The organism is Sporosarcina sp. ACRSM (genome assembly GCF_022346545.1).
GTDB lineage: Bacteria > Bacillota > Bacilli > Bacillales_A > Planococcaceae > Sporosarcina.
The window spans coordinates 1-16,885 of record NZ_JAKRNU010000019.1 but is presented as its reverse complement, the minus strand read 5'-3'; the positions used below and the strand labels follow the sequence as shown (position 1 = coordinate 16,885).

15 protein-coding genes, 2 rRNA genes and 1 other annotated feature are annotated in these 16,885 nt (G+C 42.7%); of the genes, 10 read left to right on the top strand and 7 right to left on the bottom strand.

From position 1 onward, the window contains the following. Positions 1-22: 22 nt before the first annotated feature. Positions 23-1,609 (bottom strand): 2-isopropylmalate synthase, encoded by a 1,587-nt coding sequence (locus MHZ95_RS20195; RefSeq protein WP_239392591.1) that lies wholly within the window; start codon positions 1,607-1,609, stop codon positions 23-25. A gap of 60 nt (positions 1,610-1,669) precedes the next feature. Continuing rightward, positions 1,670-1,908: a binding site (T-box leader), on the bottom strand. Positions 1,909-2,140: 232 nt separating this feature from the next. Between MHZ95_RS20195 and MHZ95_RS20190 the strand changes: the two genes are divergently transcribed. The 10 genes from MHZ95_RS20190 to MHZ95_RS20140 all read left to right on the top strand — a co-directional run bounded on the left by MHZ95_RS20190 (position 2,141) and on the right by MHZ95_RS20140 (position 12,746). Further along, positions 2,141-2,572, top strand: a complete 432-nt coding sequence (locus MHZ95_RS20190) for a hypothetical protein (protein WP_239392590.1) — start codon at positions 2,141-2,143, stop codon at positions 2,570-2,572. A gap of 258 nt (positions 2,573-2,830) precedes the next feature. Further along, on the top strand, positions 2,831-3,037 hold the full coding sequence (locus MHZ95_RS20185) for a helix-turn-helix transcriptional regulator (protein WP_239392589.1): 207 nt from the start codon (positions 2,831-2,833) through the stop codon (positions 3,035-3,037). Then, a complete protein-coding gene (locus MHZ95_RS20180) occupies positions 3,034-3,465 on the top strand; it encodes a hypothetical protein (protein ID WP_239392588.1) in 432 nt (143 codons plus the stop codon). Before MHZ95_RS20185 ends, MHZ95_RS20180 begins: the two co-directional genes overlap by 4 nt. A 395-nt stretch (positions 3,466-3,860) precedes the next feature. Beyond that, positions 3,861-4,283: a hypothetical protein gene (locus MHZ95_RS20175; protein WP_239392587.1), complete on the top strand. Its 423-nt coding sequence runs from the start codon at positions 3,861-3,863 to the stop codon at positions 4,281-4,283. Between the two features lie 411 nt (positions 4,284-4,694). After that, a complete protein-coding gene (locus MHZ95_RS20170) occupies positions 4,695-5,390 on the top strand; it encodes a hypothetical protein (RefSeq protein ID WP_239392586.1) in 696 nt (231 codons plus the stop codon). A 655-nt stretch (positions 5,391-6,045) separates the two neighbouring features. Next, a complete protein-coding gene (locus tag MHZ95_RS20160; protein ID WP_239392585.1) occupies positions 6,046-7,023 on the top strand; it encodes a glycerophosphodiester phosphodiesterase family protein in 978 nt (325 codons plus the stop codon). Positions 7,024-7,327: 304 nt separating this feature from the next. Next, entirely contained in the window at positions 7,328-9,469 is a 2,142-nt protein-coding gene (locus MHZ95_RS20155) for a type IA DNA topoisomerase (RefSeq protein ID WP_239392584.1), read from the top strand. 151 nt (positions 9,470-9,620) lie between these two features. Then, positions 9,621-10,172: a biotin transporter BioY gene (locus tag MHZ95_RS20150; RefSeq protein ID WP_239392583.1), complete on the top strand. Its 552-nt coding sequence runs from the start codon at positions 9,621-9,623 to the stop codon at positions 10,170-10,172. Between the two features lie 14 nt (positions 10,173-10,186). Next, complete coding sequence (locus tag MHZ95_RS20145; protein WP_239392582.1) at positions 10,187-11,656, top strand: AMP-binding protein; 1,470 nt, start codon at positions 10,187-10,189, stop codon at positions 11,654-11,656. Next, the gene (locus tag MHZ95_RS20140; RefSeq protein ID WP_239392581.1) at positions 11,649-12,746 is read left to right on the top strand and encodes an acetyl-CoA C-acyltransferase; all 1,098 of its coding nucleotides are present in this window, start codon (positions 11,649-11,651) and stop codon (positions 12,744-12,746) included. Before MHZ95_RS20145 ends, MHZ95_RS20140 begins: the two co-directional genes overlap by 8 nt. A 39-nt stretch (positions 12,747-12,785) precedes the next feature. Here MHZ95_RS20140 and MHZ95_RS20135 read toward each other — a convergent pair whose 3' ends face one another. The 6 genes from MHZ95_RS20135 to MHZ95_RS20110 all read right to left on the bottom strand — a co-directional run. Next, a complete protein-coding gene (locus MHZ95_RS20135) occupies positions 12,786-13,184 on the bottom strand; it encodes a hypothetical protein (RefSeq protein ID WP_239392580.1) in 399 nt (132 codons plus the stop codon). A gap of 72 nt (positions 13,185-13,256) precedes the next feature. Beyond that, positions 13,257-14,639: a sensor histidine kinase gene (locus MHZ95_RS20130; RefSeq protein WP_239392579.1), complete on the bottom strand. Its 1,383-nt coding sequence runs from the start codon at positions 14,637-14,639 to the stop codon at positions 13,257-13,259. Beyond that, on the bottom strand, positions 14,636-15,307 hold the full coding sequence (locus MHZ95_RS20125; protein WP_239392578.1) for a response regulator transcription factor: 672 nt from the start codon (positions 15,305-15,307) through the stop codon (positions 14,636-14,638). Before MHZ95_RS20125 ends, MHZ95_RS20130 begins: the two co-directional genes overlap by 4 nt. Beyond that, positions 15,304-16,134, bottom strand: coding sequence for a YihY/virulence factor BrkB family protein (locus MHZ95_RS20120; protein WP_239392577.1), 831 nt, complete (start codon positions 16,132-16,134; stop codon positions 15,304-15,306). Before MHZ95_RS20120 ends, MHZ95_RS20125 begins: the two co-directional genes overlap by 4 nt. A gap of 460 nt (positions 16,135-16,594) precedes the next feature. Next, positions 16,595-16,709: ribosomal RNA gene (gene rrf / locus MHZ95_RS20115) — 5S ribosomal RNA — on the bottom strand. Positions 16,710-16,791: 82 nt separating this feature from the next. After that, positions 16,792-16,885, bottom strand: a 23S ribosomal RNA gene (locus MHZ95_RS20110); the annotation flags it as partial.

Genomic DNA, 16,885 nt, shown 5'->3' with positions numbered 1-16,885 from the left:
TCACAGTCCCCTCTTACTTGTGTTACCTAGTTATCGCCATCTCTTCCACCGGTACTTTTCTTAACCCTGCTGACACGATGCTATTGATGGCATTCATATAGGCGAAGGCGCTGGCTTTTAAGATATCCGTATCTGCTGCTTTCGCGATATATTTTTCACCATCATGCTCGACGATGATTTTCACTTTACCCAGTGCGTCCTTCCCTCTTGATACGCTGCTAATATCGTATTCCACCAATTTGACTTTGATCGTTGTAATTTCTGCAATCGCGGAATACAGGGCATCAATCGGTCCTGAACCGACAGCGCTTGACTTGAAGACCTCGCCTCCCTTACGGATTTTGACACTTGCGCTAGGGAAGCTCGAGTTGCTGATGACCTGCAGATCTTCAACTTCAAAGAAATGGTCGCTGTAATTTGTCACATTCGTTTTATCATGCTTTTCATAATAACTTTCAACGATGACATATAGATCGTGGTCATATACTTCTTTTTTCGCATCGGCCAATGCCAGGAATCCTTCAAAAATCCCTTCAAACTCCTCTGTACCCAGTTGAGTGAACCCTAGTTTTTCAAGTGCATTTTTTACGGCATGGCGACCAGAACGTGCTGTCAGGATAAGCTCCATATCATCAAGTCCTACGTCTTCAGGATGGACAATTTCATAAGCATCCCTTGATTTCAGTAAGCCATCTTGGTGAATACCGGACGAATGGGCAAACGCATTATCTCCCGTAATGGCTTTATTCACCTGTACGTCAAGTCCCATAAAGCTGGATACGAGGCGAGAAGTGTTCATGATCTCCTTTGTAATAATGCGTGTCTCAGCATTATAAATAGTACGCCGAGTGTTTAACGCCATGACCACTTCTTCCAATGCTGCGTTGCCCGCACGCTCCCCGATGCCGTTGATTGTACACTCCACTTTATCGGCACCATTTTTGATAGCTGCCAATGTGTTAGCCGTTGCCATACCTAAATCATTATGGCAATGAACACTTAATAGCACATCTGGATTTAAGTTTTTCATCCGATCATTTAATTTATAGATCATCGCACCGAATTCTTCAGGTTCCGCATAGCCTACCGTGTCCGGTACGTTAATCATGGTCGCTCCTGCCTTCATGACTGCCTCAATCGTTTTCCATAAGTATTCGAACTCCGAACGAGAAGCATCTTCCGTTGAATATTGCACTTGGGGAAGTAAAGTTTTTGCATATTTCACGGCATCTACGCCAATTTGCAGGATTTGGTCTTTGGATTTACTAAACTTTTTCTCCACGTGAATGTCCGAAGTGCCGAGCACCATATGGATCATTGGGTTTTCCGCGTCTTTCACTGCGTGATAAACGGAATCGATATCTGCCTGCACAGCACGCGCGAGTGCAGTAATCATAATATCGCTTGTCTTCCCTACTTTTTGAGCAACCGCCTGAACCGCGTCGAAATCGCCTTGAGAAGAAGCCGGGAATCCAGCTTCAATAATATCGACGCCTAATTTTTTCAGCTGCTGCGCAATCTCCACTTTTTCATAAAGATTTAATTTCGCACCTGGTACCTGCTCGCCATCTCGTAACGTTGTATCAAACACCCAAATTTTTCTGCTCATTTCCCTGCACTCCTTCTACATTCATTTTAAAAAACAAAAAACCCCGCCTCTATATCGAAATATAGAGACGAGGTTCAACTCGCGGTACCACTCTAATTGACCTGTCGCTAAAGACAGATCCACTTATCGGCAGCCATCACTGCCTATCCCGATAACGGAGGAAACCGACATCCCCTACTTTGAAAATTTCAGAGAGTGACTCCTGGATGAGTTCAAAATGTGCGCCTGCCGATTTTCACCAACCACCGACTCTCTATAAGGACACATCCATTTTTACTAATTCCATTCTTAGTCTGCATTTAATATTGATTGCAATAATACATTGATTTTTTGGACTTGTCAATTGTTTTATAATTTCTGAAGCGGAGAAACACATTCTTAGAGTCAGAAAAAACGTTAAGTGTCATACGCCTCTAGCCTCAGCCTAAAATATGTCATAGGTCCATTAAAGAGAATTTATTCGCATTGTACAATGGAAATAGATAAAGGGAAGAAATGTACACAATATGAAAAGGGAGACGGTGGGGGCAGATGAAAAAAAGTCTGATGCTGTTTTTAGTTGCAGGAATCATCTCAACTTTACTTGTGGGGTGTCGTACAGAAAATGTAGGTGATCTTGAAGAAACACAAAAAATTGAAATCATCTCATCGGATGATTCCAGTGTTATTACAATAATTTCAGATAACAAGGATATTGAAAACTTTGTTGATGCGTTAAAAATGGATGATTGGGAATCAGTTGATCTACCTACGGAAGCGATTGAAGGAAAAACATTTAAGTTTTACCATAAAAGTGCTGCTAAACTGAACTTGCTCAAAAAGCAAAAGGATAATTTAAATGAAGTTGCTACTATGACAACGTACGAAAATGTTCCTTATATCAAATTTAGCCTGAAAAAAATTTCATTTAACTTCAAAGTGCCAAAGAAAACTTATGAATATTTAAATTCAATAGAAATGTAATGACCGATAACAGGAACGATTGTGAATCAAGAAAAAAGGTGGCGATTACGCTATCTCTTTTTTTGATTCAAAAAGACCAATAAATGAAAAAGGATAGAGTGAGCAGATATCATCCCTGCTCTTCTATCCTTTTCATTTATAGTCAGTAATATTCTCACCAATCAATCATGGTATTCTTATGATTATTCACCAATTTTGCAACTTATAATTTACATAAGGCAATATATATGTTACATTACTATTAGAGAGGAGGCTCGTATGAAAAATCAAGTTAAGCTTGCCCGTGTGAAAGTAGATTTAACACAACAACAGCTCGCTGACATTGTCGGTATTACTAGACAAACCGTGAGTCTTATTGAAAAAGGTAAATACAATCCGTCATTAAAACTTTGCTTGCAAATTTGCTATGCCGTGAATGCAAAATTGGATGAAATATTTTGGATCGAAAAGGAGGATTTTGAATGAAAAAAATTACAGATGAAAGACTTATTTTAAGGAACTTACAAAACACTAGAATTGCTTATGTCGTTCAAACCATTGGAATCTTATGCATTCTCGGTTATAACTTTTTTCAAGGTGGACTTGAAAAAATGCGTGAGAATCCACTTTGGCTAGTGTTGATCTTAACAACAGTTGTATACTTCTATTTATCTATGAGTGTGAGTGTAGAGCATGAAAGAAAAATTAAAAATCCCATGAGATCGTTTTTAGCAGGCTTGATTGTATTAATAATCGCTGTAGTGGCTGTCGGTTATCTTGTTTCCATTACACCGAACTTCAGCTCGTTAAACGGGCTATTCTTAGGAGCTGTTTTATTTATCTGCAGTTTCATCCCGCTGTATTATGTTTATCGTTTAAGAGTGAAGCATGCCAAAGAATTGGAAGAGGAATAAAAAGAAATGAAGAAACATTGTTATTATAAAAAAACATAATTCCTCTGCCATACTTGCTTTAATTATATCGTTGAGGAATCTGTCGTTTAAAATGCTCAACTATAGGTTGCAGCAACAGCCGTTATTGCGATGATTGCACTTTACACCAATAGAAAAAAGTAACTATCCCTTGCTATCGGCTAAGTAGGTGGGATGGTTACTCTGTGTAATAAACATTCCTTGGGCTAGTCAAGCACATTGACTAGGTGTTGACGCACCCGGTCTTTTTACCACAATTATTCAAAAAATACACATGTAGCACCCCCTTCCCCAGCAAATCCAAATAGAAAACCTCCCCCCATCTATGAGATAACAATAGAACCAACGTTTCTATCATTAATGAAAAGAGGTGTTCTATGAAACCGGTCATCTTAGCTGAAAAACCTCCCCAAGCAAAAGCCTATGCCGAGGCATTTACCGTGAAAAGCCGACAGAAAACGCATATTGAACTGGCGCCAAGTCAGCTCTTTCCCCACGATGCCATTATTAGATGGGGCACCGGGCATCTCGTCGAGTTGAAAGAACCGAAAGCGTATGATGCGCGATGGAATCGTTGGACGCTTGGCAGTTTACCAGAGCGGTATGAGTTCCAAGTTGCGAAAGGAAAATATGCACATAATCAGATTAAACGTCCGGGATTTTGTAATTTTCTAAGACTCAAATTTAGAAAAACAGATTCTTTACACACATATTATGCATCTCATGATCACGTCTCTTTTACGAACAAGCGCAAATCCTTTTCAAGGATAGCACCCGTTTGCGGCATGGCTAAACAGTAAGGAAACTAGCTATTGTTTGGATGACTTCTGTTGCTCTTTATGATATTTTAAGGCTTCCTTAATGTAATATTCCTCTGCTTTTTGTCCATCCATACACGAATATCTCAAGATCTCCAGCGACATTATCAGCACTTTGTATACCTGATAAAGGTATATAGTCTTCCACGATATCTGAAAGTTCGCCTTCAAGCCATTTATCCAGAATTTTATCAAAGTATGAGTCTTTTTTTATAAAACGTTTTCGGTAAAGAAATTTTTTTTGGAAAGCTCTCCTATCAAATCCCCCAGATGGACCTCCGCCGCTGAATTGAAACTTAATCGATCACTTTACGTATATCTACTATTATTCCAGTTTTGGAATGAACTATACTTCATGCGAAGTTTCATAAGCATGAAAGGAGGCGGGTCCCCATGAAAAAAGAGAGGTCTGAAAAAAAGCTGTGGTGGCTGTTTTTCCTAACGTTCGGTTTCTTTTCGGCCATCTGGTTTTTCATTTTCTATTTCATCAACAAGCAGATCAATTACACTAAGGACGCTGTCTATTTCGGCACCCCGCTTAGCGCCTATTGGGCCTTTTTTCTCAGCGCCATCATTTATGGGCTTGCAACTTGGGGAATTTACTTTTGCATCAAGGAAGGGATTCGGGAGAAGTCTTTCAAGGTATTCCGATCAGGGGTCGGTTTAGTGCAACGACTGGCAAGGATCCCTATTTTGCTCACACTGCCTTTCCTCTACTTAGGAGTCACAAATGCTCTTGTGATCGCTGAAGAGAAAATCATATTTAGTACTTTTTGGAATTTGAAGCAAGATGAATATGATTGGACAGACGGAGTGAAGAACGTGGAAATTGATTACTCCATTCCAATCGAATCGGATTCAAACCGGAGATCATTTAATGGAAAGTACATCCTGCATTTCAGTGACGGAAAGCAGATAGACTTGTGGGCGAACACATTTGAGGGTGGAATTGACACAGTACAAGAAATCGACTCGTTTATCCAAACTAAAAACATCCCTTTTTACGTTCGGCATGCTCCGACAGAGGACACGATCAACAAGTTCTTCACTATAAATGCCGATTTCATACGGGAACTTTACTCAAGATGAGCAGGCTCACCCTTATTTTACTCTTGAATGTATTAGCTCACGAACAATGGCATCAGAAGCAACAAGTTCTCTTTATTTACCTCCTGCCTTTGCTTTTCTTATTGCATGGATATGGCCCAACGAGGTTCCGTGCCTTTCAACAATAGTGGGAGGTATGATTACTCTATCTGGTGTATGAATCTCAAATATAATGAAAGAAGATACTGCTTATGGATACGTTTTAAACGGAAGGATTTACTAAGGCCTATGTACTCCAATGAGGATTTTATATCCAATCTAAAAATCTGCACGGACTCAACAAACCACATTTTAATTTATTAAAATCATTAAGGGGCCAACTTGATTAATGTAAAGATTTAAGGACTTGATGTCGATTTTTTGTAGCTAATCCCGCCAATTTTTGTCATATAAAATGCTAGACTGTAGGTTGCGGCAACGTATAGCGGATGGGCGGTTGACACTCCCTTGAGGAAAGGGGTGTTTATATGGTGACATACGAGGCAGTAAATATGCTTTTTCAATTTGGCATATTTCTCGCAACAGCGGTAACTGCTGTTAAGATTTCAGAAATTCATCATAACTTTTTAGTAAAGCAGTCTTTTTGTAGTACTGTCTTTGATATTTATTTATCAGAATTTGATAGGTTGGAGGAAATATGAAGAAATTTAAAATTTATATTAAAAGATTTATAATACTTTTATTGGTTTTGGTGGCTTTCGTGTATCTAAATAACAGTTCCTTGTTTACTAAATCTAAAGATGAAGCTCCCTTGCTACTAGCACACAGGGGAATGTCACAAACTTTCCATATGGAGGAAATTGCTAGTGATACATGCACAGCAGAGAGGATCTATGAACCAGAACATCCTTTTTTAGAAAATACGATCCCTTCCATGCAAGCTGCCTTTGAAGCTGGAGCTGACATTGTTGAATTTGATATTCATCCTACAAAAGACAATCAATTTGCTGTTTTTCATGACTGGACCCTTGAGTGTAGAACAAACGGCGAAGGCGTTACTAGGGATCATACAATGGCAGAACTAAAACAATTGGATATCGGTTATGGTTATTCGGCCGATAATGGGCAAACATATCCTTTTCGTGGTAAAGGAGTGGGGCTGATGCCTTCCCTTGAAGAGGTTTTGTCCTATTTCCCGAAAGAATCATTTTTGATTCATATTAAAAGTGATGACCCGGAGGAAGGAGTTCAACTAGCGCAATTCCTTTCTGAACTGCCAAAAGAACATTTAAAGCAACTAACTGTTTACGGTGGAGACCAACCGATTCAATCATTAAAAGAAAAGCTCCCAGAACTCCGGGTGATGTCTATGGCTACTTTGAAAAGTTGTATGATTCCTTATATTTCCGTCGGGTGGACAGGTTATGTTCCATCGGCTTGTCATCATACACAAATTCACATTCCGGAGAATTATGCGCCATGGATGTGGGGATGGCCAAATAAATTTATCAATAGATTGGAAAAGGTAGGTACTCGTGTGATTATAGTTGCAGGTAATGGCGGATGGTCAGAAGGTTTTGATACACCTGAGGATATTAAGCGACTGCCTCCTCATTATTCCGGTGGCGTTTGGACGAATAGAATAGATTTAATTGCTCCCTTTTTACAAGACTAAAGTTTGAAAGAATTCGATCTAAATATATATTTTCAGATCGTATAGTAAAGTAAATGTATACGTATGTTGATTCCCCAAAATTATACAGTGTTTAATTGATTTTATCTCCAATGAAATTCCATTGTTTCGTTCAAGCTAATACATAATTTTCGGTCACCTAAACAAACATGAGTTTTATGTTTGCTTAAACTTTTACGTAAATTTTTTGCCAATTAAGATCCAACCTATGAATTTGGAAACCCCCAAAATCTATGCGATAATAATAGAACTAACGTTTCTATCATTAAGGAAAAGAGGTGTCCCTATGAAACCGGTCATCTTAGCCGAAAAACCATCCCAAGCAAAAGCCTATGCCGAGGCATTTACTGTGAAAAGTCGGCAGAAAACGCATATTGAGCTGGCGCCAAGTCAGCTCTTTCCCCATGGTGCCATTATTACATGGGGCATCGGTCATCTTGTCGAGTTAAAAGAGCCAAAAGCGTATGACGCACGTTGGAACCGCTGGACGCTTGGCAGTTTGCCAATTTTACCGGAACGATACGAATTCCAAATTGCGAAAGGAAAGTATGCGCAATTTCAGGCGGTGAAGAAGTTTATCCTCGCAGCGGATGTTGTCATTAATGCTTGTGACGTGGATCGTGAAGGATCGAATATTTTCTACAGCATTTACAACCAAACGGGTGCGAGAGGAAAAACGATTAAGCGCTTGTGGATCAATTCGCTTGAAATCGATGAAGTGCGAAAAGGTTTTTCCAACCTGCATGATAATCGCAAGGATCTGCTCATGTATGATGAAGCGAAAGCACGGCAGATCAGCGATTGGCTTGTCGGGATGAATGGCTCGCGTCTCTATTCATTGCTTTTAAAAGCACGGGGTATTCAGGAAGTGTTTCCGATCGGGCGTGTACAGTCACCGACGGTTTACCTCATTTATCAACGCCAAAAGGAAATTGAGACATTTGTTTCCGAGCCGTTTTTTGAAATTGAAGCGACTTTTACTGCCGAGCATGGGACGTATAAAGGAAAAGCGAAAGCGAAAGAACCAAAACGGGAGATTATCCGGGAACTACTTGCAAAACATAATATACTTCCCAATTCACCTGGGATCATTACATCCGTCGAAAAGACCGATAAGCGCACGCCGCCCCCTCAGCTTCATTCGCTATCTACGCTACAAGCAACCGCGAATCGGCTTTGGAAAACGAGTCCGGCAGATGTGCTGAAAACAATGCAAGGACTCTATGAAAAGAAGCTTGTGACGTATCCACGAACGGATGCCCGGCACATTACGCCGAATGAGTTTTCCTATCTTGCTGCCCAAGTGAATGATTACCAACAGCTCATCGGGCATTCTTTCCCTGTCGTCTCACTTGCGCCAAAAAAGCGCTACGTCGACAGTTCAAAGGTTCAGGAGCACTATGCCATCATTCCGACGAAGAAAATCCCGTCCCAAGCGGTACTTAACAGACTATCAAACGTTGAACGCAACTTGTACGAGGAAGTCGTCCGCACAACGCTCGCAATGTTCCATACTGACTATCTGTACACGGAAACGAAAGTGACGACTGATGTCAATGGACTGCCCTTCTTCACCATCGGCAAAACAGAACGGGATAAAGGATGGAAAGCGTTGTTCACCCGTTCGGAAAAAGAAAGCGATAAGGACGAGCCTTCCCTGCCTCCGCTCAGGATGCAAGAGCCGGTCGAAAGCAATATTGCAATCAAAGAAGGAAAAACAATGCCGCCTAAACCTTATACGGAAGGTCAACTCATTGCGATGATGAAGACATGCGGGAAGCTCATCGAGGATAAGGAAGAAACGGAAATCTTGAAAGAAGTGGAAGGGCTCGGAACGGAAGCGACCCGAAGTGGCATTATCGAAACGATCAAACGTCATGGCTATATCACCGTTACGAAAAACATCGTTTCTATCACGGACAAAGGGCGTATCCTCTGTCAGGCCATCGAAGGAAATTTACTCGCCAGTCCATCGATGACTGCCAAATGGGAAACGTATTTGCGGAAAATCGGCAATGGTGAAGGGACGCAGGCGCACTTCCTTGAAAGCATTGCAAGATTCATCCACAAATTGTTGAAAGAAGTGCCCCCACAGTTAGAAGCGCAAAAAATTGATATCACGCTACCACCAAAAGCATCCCGATCAGCCAAAAACTATGCCCCGAAGGAAATTGCTCCTTGCCCTGCCTGTCAACAAGGTACCATCGTGGCACGGAAAGGGTTCTACGGTTGCAGTGCCTATAAAAATGGATGCAAGATGACCTTCCCGGGAATATTCTTAAAGAAAAAGCTTACCTCGGCCCAAGTGAAACTTCTTTGTACGAAAGGAAAAACAAATGTGATCAAAGGCTTTACCGCCAATAATGGTAATAAATTTGATGCTCGTCTTTCACTGGTAAATGGAAAAGTACAATTAGATTTTTTATAAATTCGTTAAAGGACAGTCCCCCTTTCCACAGCGACTGTCCTTTTTTGTCGTCTTCTTTAAGTTAACAAATATTCATTTATTGTTGACACAAATGGGTTTGAAAGTTTACACTATTCGATATGAAGTTATCAATCTATTGAGGGGATGGCTTATGCATATACGTGAAATGACACAAGTTGCTTTATTTGCCGCCATTATGGGGGCATTAGGTTTACTTCCTCCGCTTTTCCTATCCTTCACGCCGGTACCAATTACTATGCAGACGATTGGTGTGCTCTTGGCGGGTGGAATTTTAGGGGCCCGTTTAGGTGCGATGAGCCAAATTGTTTTCTTGCTGCTTGTTGCTACAGGACTGCCGCTTTTATCAGGAGGACGTGGAGGTTTGGGTGTTTTCGTTGGACCTAGCGCGGGGTATATCCTGTCGTATCCGATCACAGCATTTTGCCTCGGCTATATTCAATCCCGTTTCAAACAGCTACGGCTTGGACCGGTTTTATTGACCAATTTGACAATCGGCATTTTTCTCATTTATCTATTCGGTGTCCCTGTACAAGCTTTCGTGATGAATATCGATTTGCTACTCGCGATGAAAATGAGCCTTGTCTATTTGCCGGGTGATGCCATCAAAGCAACGCTTGCCTCTTTTGTCGTTTATAAACTGCAAGCCTACCCCGTTTTCAACCGGAGATTACTGACGAGCTAGAGGAGGGGCATTACATGACAACCATTACAGGAACTTATACAAATCATGCAATCGGGCATCCCGATAAAATCGCCATACACACTCCATCCCAAACGATCCATTATCGGGAATGGTCTAGAATGGTTTGCCAAACAGCAAATTGGATCGATTCCATTGCGGAGACCGGCGCGACAGTCGGGATTTTCATGCCTAATGGAATCGCTTTTCTGCAACTTTTTTCGGGCATTGCGATGGCGGGTCGAACTGCCGCCACTTTTGACGCCAAATGGAAACCAGCAGAACTGGAACAGCGTCTCACCGTCTCTTCTCCTTCTGTGTTAATCACCACGAAAGAGTTAGCGGAACGCATCCAAAACACGGATGCACACATCATTCTATGGGAAGATGCTTTGAAGCAAATAAGCACATGTATGCCATCATGCGCATTAACCGTCGATGGGGAAACACCGTTTTATCTCGGTTTCACTTCCGGGACAACCGGGTTGCCAAAAGCCTTTGTCCGTTCCCATCGTTCTTGGGTGGAAAGCTTTGCTTGCAATCAGCGGGATTTTCACCTGGATGAAAATGACGGCGTCCTTATTCCAGGTGCACTCATCCACTCCCATTTCCTTTACGGAGCGATTAGTACTTTATATGCCGGTGGGACAATCTATGTGATGGAAAGCTTTACGCCTACACTTGCATTGAAATGGATGGACACACTCCCCGTGACAGCGATGTTCGTCGTACCGACGATGGTGGAGGCCATCTTAAAAGAAAATGTCCTCATTCAGAAACCAATGACCATCATTTCTTCTGGAGCGAAATGGGAGGAAGGTTCCAAAGAGCAAATACGGGAGCGATTCCCACATTTAACGATGTATGAATTTTACGGGGCAAGTGAATTGAGCTTCGTATCGTTTTTAAGTGATGAAGGCAATAGACAGAAACCGAATTCGGTCGGGCAACCTTTTCATAACGTAGAAATTCAAATCAGGCTTGAAGATGGAAAGATGGCTCTCGCTGGAGAAATCGGAAAAATATTTGTCAGAAGTACAATGCTTTTTTCCGGTTACTTGGAGCCGCGTTCCAGAACGATTCAGTCGATTGAGGACGAAGCGGGATGGGTGACGGTAGATGATATGGGCTATCTAGATGAAAACGGCTTTCTGTATGTCATTGGCCGTGAAAAGAATATGATTTTATCGGGCGGTGTCAATTTATTTCCCGAAGAAATCGAAGCGGTTCTATTGCAACATCCAGCCGTTAAAGAAGTGGCAGTCGTTGGCTTGGAGGATTCGTACTGGGGACAAATTCCCATCGCCCTAATAAAAGGCAGTGCGCCTAAAAAAGAATTAAAAAGACTTTGCAGGGAAAAGTTATCGGCCTACAAAATTCCGCGTAAGTGGTTTTTCATCGATGAACTCCCTTATACGACAAGCGGAAAAATTGCCCGGAGTCAGGTTCAACAATTCATCGAAGCCGAGGTGCTTGTCCTTGAATAAGGCCGTGATTGTACAAGCAAAACGGACGCCTGTCGGAAGGAAAGACGGCATGTTCCGGGATGTCGAACCACATCTTCTTGCCGCCCCCCTTGTGCAACATCTCGCCCATAGACTTGAGACGGAAATCGATGAAGTCATTTTCGGGAATGTTGTCGGACCTGGTGGAAATATGGCCCGGCTAACGGCTTTGGAGGCAGCTCTCCCTTTGTCAGTCACCGGGATGACGATTGACAGACAATGCAGTGCTGGACTGGAGGCCATCCGAACAGCTTGTCATTTTGTCCAAGGTGGAGCGGGAATTTGTTATATCGCAGGTGGAGTGGAAAGTAGCAGTACCTCCCCGTTCCCGAAAAGAGCTAGATTTTCACCTGATCGTATAGGTGACCCTGATATGGGCGTAGCTGCTGAACATGTTGCACAAAAGTATCACCTGACGAAAGAAATACAGGATAACTATGCGATGCTGAGCTATACACGCAGCTGGGCAGCCTATCGGGAAGGTTTATACGAGCCTGAAATTATTGCATTTGAAGATCGTACCGAAGATGAGTGCTTTTTTAAAGAACGCAATATGGCTGTTTTGCTGAAGCGGGCGAAACCTATCTTTGCCAAAGGGTCCGGCACCGTTACAGCCGCCAACAGTTGTAGCATTAACGACGGAGCGGCAGCCGTCGTCGTCATGGACGAAAATTTGGCCCATGAACTGAATCAGAAGCCTGTTTTACGTTTTGTCGACAGTGCAGTGAGCGGCATCCTCCCTCATTATCCCGGCATCTCTCCCGTTCCAGCGATCCGCACATTATTGGATAGACATGCGTTAACAATTGATGACATTGATTTATTTGAGATAAATGAAGCATTCGCCTCTAAGATTGTTGCATGCGCACAAGAACTTTCGATTCCGTACGAAAAACTGAACGTCTCAGGTGGCGCTTTGACGACAGGACACCCTTACGGAGCATCCGGTGCGATTCTTGTCACCCGGCTCTTTTATGAAGTACAAAGAAGAAAAGGTTTGCGCTACGTACTTGCGGCCATTGGCAGTGCCGGTGGTGTCGGGCTTGCTGTATTATTTGAAGTGATGGAATAAGAAAAATCCACTTCCGAAAGTCGAGAAGTGGATTTTGATTTATCGTTTGCCTGCTTTTTCTGTTAAAAATGTAATGAGCACGAATACAGCGAAACTGACAAGTAAAATCGTACCGCCAACGATATAGAAGATCAATGAAAAGGTTGCATTGACGTCAAACGGTTGCAGGAATTGTAGCCACATCCCTGTCGTCAAGCCAATCGCCCCGATGATCGCCGTCCAGCCATGGAATGCAATCAGCTTTTTAGCGCGCACTTGATAGAGACGGTAAAAAACGCCCCAAGCAAACATCGATAACCAGCCGACTAGCAAAATATGCGCGTGAATCGGTCTGAAAGCATACGAACCGGCCCCTGCCATATGTGATCCTAAGACGGTCCCGATCAAGCCAAAAATTGCTGAAATACGAATGAGACGTAAACTCCATTTTTCTTGCATATTGCACTCTCCCTCTGTTGTTCATCTTATAGCTCTATCATAATGAACGAACATGAACGGAAGATGAACGAGTCATGACAGTTTCGGCAATCTCACTGTAAACGTTGACCCTTCTCCTTTTTTACTCGTGACGTCAATCGCCCCTGCATGCAGTTTTACGACTTGCTGTACAATGGACAAGCCAAGCCCCGTGCCCCCGGATTTCTGCGTCCTCGAATCATCCGCCCGATAAAAGCGGTCAAAAATACGTCCCAAGGCACTCTCGTCCATCCCTATGCCGGTATCACGGACAACCACTATTAAATGATCCGGTTCCTCGGTTAACAGCACGTCAATCGTGCCACCAACCTCCGTATATTTCAATGCATTCAATAGTAGATTCTCCCATACCTTTTCAAGGAAAGCAGGATCTCCCGTGTATGTGACTTCCTCCAATTCCATCGATAAGGACAATTCTTTCTCTTCTACTAACCATCTATATTTGCGGACCACTTCTTTTAATTGCTCATCCACACTGAATGTCTTCAGTTGAAGCGGAGACGATAATTGATCAAGTGAAGTGAGGAGCAATAGCTGCTTCGTCAATGACGATAAGCGCTCGGTTTCCGACTGGATCACTTGCGCATAGTTTTTTCGCGATGCCTCCGTCAATGTTTCATCCATCAGCAATTCCGCATACCCCTTTATATTTAAAAGAGGGGATTGAAAGTCATGAGAAACATCACTGATGAATTCTTTACGTATCCGATCATTTTCACTCAATTTTTCCGTCATGCGTTGAAAACTTTTCGCCAGCTGCCCGATTTCATCACTTCGATGGATATCGAGCGTTCCGGAAAAGCGTTCTTCTCCCACTTTTTTTGTTGCCACAGTCAACGCAGTAATCGGATCAATCAGTTTCTTCGCCACAATGAGCATCGACAGCAAACTGATAATTGCCATGACGATGACCATTCCCCCAAGAAGTTTATGTACTTCCGTGAAAAGCATCTTAATATCTGGCCGTAAGAAAAGCGCGTAACTCGTCCCTTCATGCTGGAAAGGGACCCCGACTGTATTTGCTAACTTATTTGAGAAAAATCCCGTCACAAAAGTCTCGCTCGGAAAATCCCTCATCCCATGATACCGCTCGCCCTTCAAAACCTGATCCACCGTTTCACTTGTAAGATTTTCAACCCGGAAAGGTTCTCCGTAAAGGGTAGCATTCCGCTTTTCATCGACTACATAAAGCTTGTATCCGACCGCAGCTTGCGTTTTCAAATAATGATCAAGATCCAACTCCTTTGTTGACTCAATGAAAGACGCAATACTCATGGCGATCTTCATATTTTTTTCATCATTTTTCCCTTTCAGTTGCTGATGATAATAGGTATTGACCGTAAGAAATGCGAGAAGCCCACTTACAAACATAATTAAAGCTGTAATCACGACAAATTTTCCGTATAGCGATCTCACGGAGATACCTCCAACTTGTAGCCAACTCCGCGCACAGTCGCTATCGTGACTTTCTCCGTCAATGTAGCCAGCTTGTCACGAATACGCTTAATATGAACGCTCAACGTCTGTTCATCTCCCTCGTAGTCGAAGCCCCATACCCGTTCCAACAATAATTCCCGAGCGAAAACATGATTTGGTCGGGATGCAAGAACAGACAGTAATTCAAATTCCTTTAAAGGAATGAGCAACACCTTCTTACCGACAGACACTTCATAACTTTGACGATTGATCGTCATCGGTCCCGCTTGGATAAAGACATCGACGGCCTTATCATAGCGGCGCAAAATGGCATTGACGCGAAACAGCAACTCTTTCGGTTCAAACGGCTTCACCACATAATCATCAGCACCTGCAAGGAAGCCCTTTTCCTTATCTTCCAATTCCCCTTTCGCCGTCAGCAACAACACCGGGATATCCGCTAAAGCCCTTAGTTCTCTCGTCAACGTATAGCCATCCATCATCGGCATCATGACATCAACCACCGCCAAATCTGGAATGTCCTCCTCCACCATCGCAAGCGCCTCCATTCCATCCGCAGCTTTTAATACCGTATATCCCGCTTGCGACAATTGGATATTGACCAACTGCAATATATTCGGATCATCGTCCACTACAAGTATTTTCATCTAATTCTGGCCCCCTTTCTTCGTTTCGACAACTTCCGTCCTTCCGCATTCAATAACCCCGAAAGCAATAAGATCACCGCCGTGAAGTAAAACCAAGTAACCAACAAAATAATCCCCGACAATTGTCCGTATAACCGCGTATAATCCACATTTGATACATAGTCTCCAAATACAAAAGAAAACAACTGCCACCCAATCGCTGAAAAGAGAGCTCCCGGTAATACTTCCTTGAATTTCATTCTCCCGGTCGGCACGACTTTAAAAAATAACAGGAAAAAGAGGAACAGAAATAACGTCCCTAGCCCCCATTTGACATTCGGCCAAATAATCAACCAACCTTGCCACTCTTCAATCGTATCATAATGGGTAAGTGCTGTTCGCAACGCATTTTCAATAATAGGAAGAAACAAAGAGAGAGGAATGACAAGCATAAAAAGAAGCGTTACGCCTAAATCACGAATCAGCACTTTCCAAAAAGCATACCGCCGCACAGTACCATTTGCCAAATCAAGTGAACGCGCTAACGACTGCACGGCCATGGAGGAGATCCAAAACGCCACGATAAGGCTTACATATAGCACTTTCCCTTGCTCTTTATTGAGAACCGCATGAACATTATATTCAATAATTCGAAATGCTTGATCGGGCGCAAAAGGGCGTAGAAACGTAAGAAGCATTTCTTCATTCACCGTGAAAAAACTTAATAAGGACAGGATGAAAATAAGAAATGGAAACATGGACAACAGAAGATAATAAGCCGTCTGCGCTGCCTGATCATAGAAACGTTCTGTGAAAAAACGAATCATCGCGTTTTTAACAATCGTCATTCATTCACCTCCTGACATCAATATACCCTATTCTGAACGAAGCTATGGGATAACTGGATAGGAGAGGAAACTAAATAATTAAAGATCCTCGACATCCTTTGTTGGATGAACGCTTGAGGGATTTTTTGAGCGCTGGTGTGAGAGTTTGATCGCTAGGAAGCCGGTTTGAGCGCTAGAATGGAGGATTGATCACTTAGAAGGAGCTTTGAGCGCTGTGGAGAGAGTTTGATCACTTGAAAGTAGCTTTGAGCGCTTAGGGAAACTTTGAGCGGATAGAACAGAAGTATGATCGTTTGGGAGTTACTTTGAGCGAAGGCAGAAGGTATATGAGCGCTTCAAGCATAAGAATGATCTTTGCACTACTGCAGAAGCTTCCCCTTTTAAAATAGCTGCAATTTAACTTCCATTTTTCTATTTATAAGCACAAAAAAAGCCATTACCTATCGGCAATGACCTTGACGCCTGGCGACGTCCTACTCTTGCGGGGGAAAACCCCAACTACCATCGGCGCTGAAGAGCTTAACTTCCGTGTTCGGGATGGGAACGGGTGTGACCTCTTCGCCATCGGCACCAGACTCTTTGAGCTTGTTCGCTCAAAACCGGATAAAACCAACATTGGTTTTCACAAACTCAGGGACAACCATGCCCTTTTTAATCAAGGTTAAGTCCTCGATCGATTAGTATCTGTCAGCTCCACACGTCGCCGCGCTTCCACCCCAGACCTATCAACCTCATCTTCTTTGAGGGATCT

Excerpts from the sequence above, each read along its gene's own strand:
- MHZ95_RS20155 (WP_239392584.1), top strand. The coding sequence starts at position 7,328 with ATGAAACCGGTCATCTTAGCCGAAAAACCATCCCAAGCAAAAGCCTAT.
- MHZ95_RS20135 (WP_239392580.1), bottom strand. The coding sequence starts at position 13,184 with ATGCAAGAAAAATGGAGTTTACGTCTCATTCGTATTTCAGCAATTTTT.
- MHZ95_RS20160 (WP_239392585.1), top strand. The coding sequence starts at position 6,046 with ATGAAGAAATTTAAAATTTATATTAAAAGATTTATAATACTTTTATTG.
- MHZ95_RS20170 (WP_239392586.1), top strand. The coding sequence starts at position 4,695 with ATGAAAAAAGAGAGGTCTGAAAAAAAGCTGTGGTGGCTGTTTTTCCTA.
- MHZ95_RS20190 (WP_239392590.1), top strand. The coding sequence starts at position 2,141 with ATGAAAAAAAGTCTGATGCTGTTTTTAGTTGCAGGAATCATCTCAACT.
- MHZ95_RS20180 (WP_239392588.1), top strand. The coding sequence starts at position 3,034 with ATGAAAAAAATTACAGATGAAAGACTTATTTTAAGGAACTTACAAAAC.
- MHZ95_RS20145 (WP_239392582.1), top strand. The coding sequence starts at position 10,187 with ATGACAACCATTACAGGAACTTATACAAATCATGCAATCGGGCATCCC.
- MHZ95_RS20120 (WP_239392577.1), bottom strand. The coding sequence starts at position 16,134 with ATGACGATTGTTAAAAACGCGATGATTCGTTTTTTCACAGAACGTTTC.
- MHZ95_RS20150 (WP_239392583.1), top strand. The coding sequence starts at position 9,621 with ATGCATATACGTGAAATGACACAAGTTGCTTTATTTGCCGCCATTATG.
- MHZ95_RS20175 (WP_239392587.1), top strand. The coding sequence starts at position 3,861 with ATGAAACCGGTCATCTTAGCTGAAAAACCTCCCCAAGCAAAAGCCTAT.
- MHZ95_RS20195 (WP_239392591.1), bottom strand. The coding sequence starts at position 1,609 with ATGAGCAGAAAAATTTGGGTGTTTGATACAACGTTACGAGATGGCGAG.
- MHZ95_RS20125 (WP_239392578.1), bottom strand. The coding sequence starts at position 15,307 with ATGAAAATACTTGTAGTGGACGATGATCCGAATATATTGCAGTTGGTC.
- MHZ95_RS20185 (WP_239392589.1), top strand. The coding sequence starts at position 2,831 with ATGAAAAATCAAGTTAAGCTTGCCCGTGTGAAAGTAGATTTAACACAA.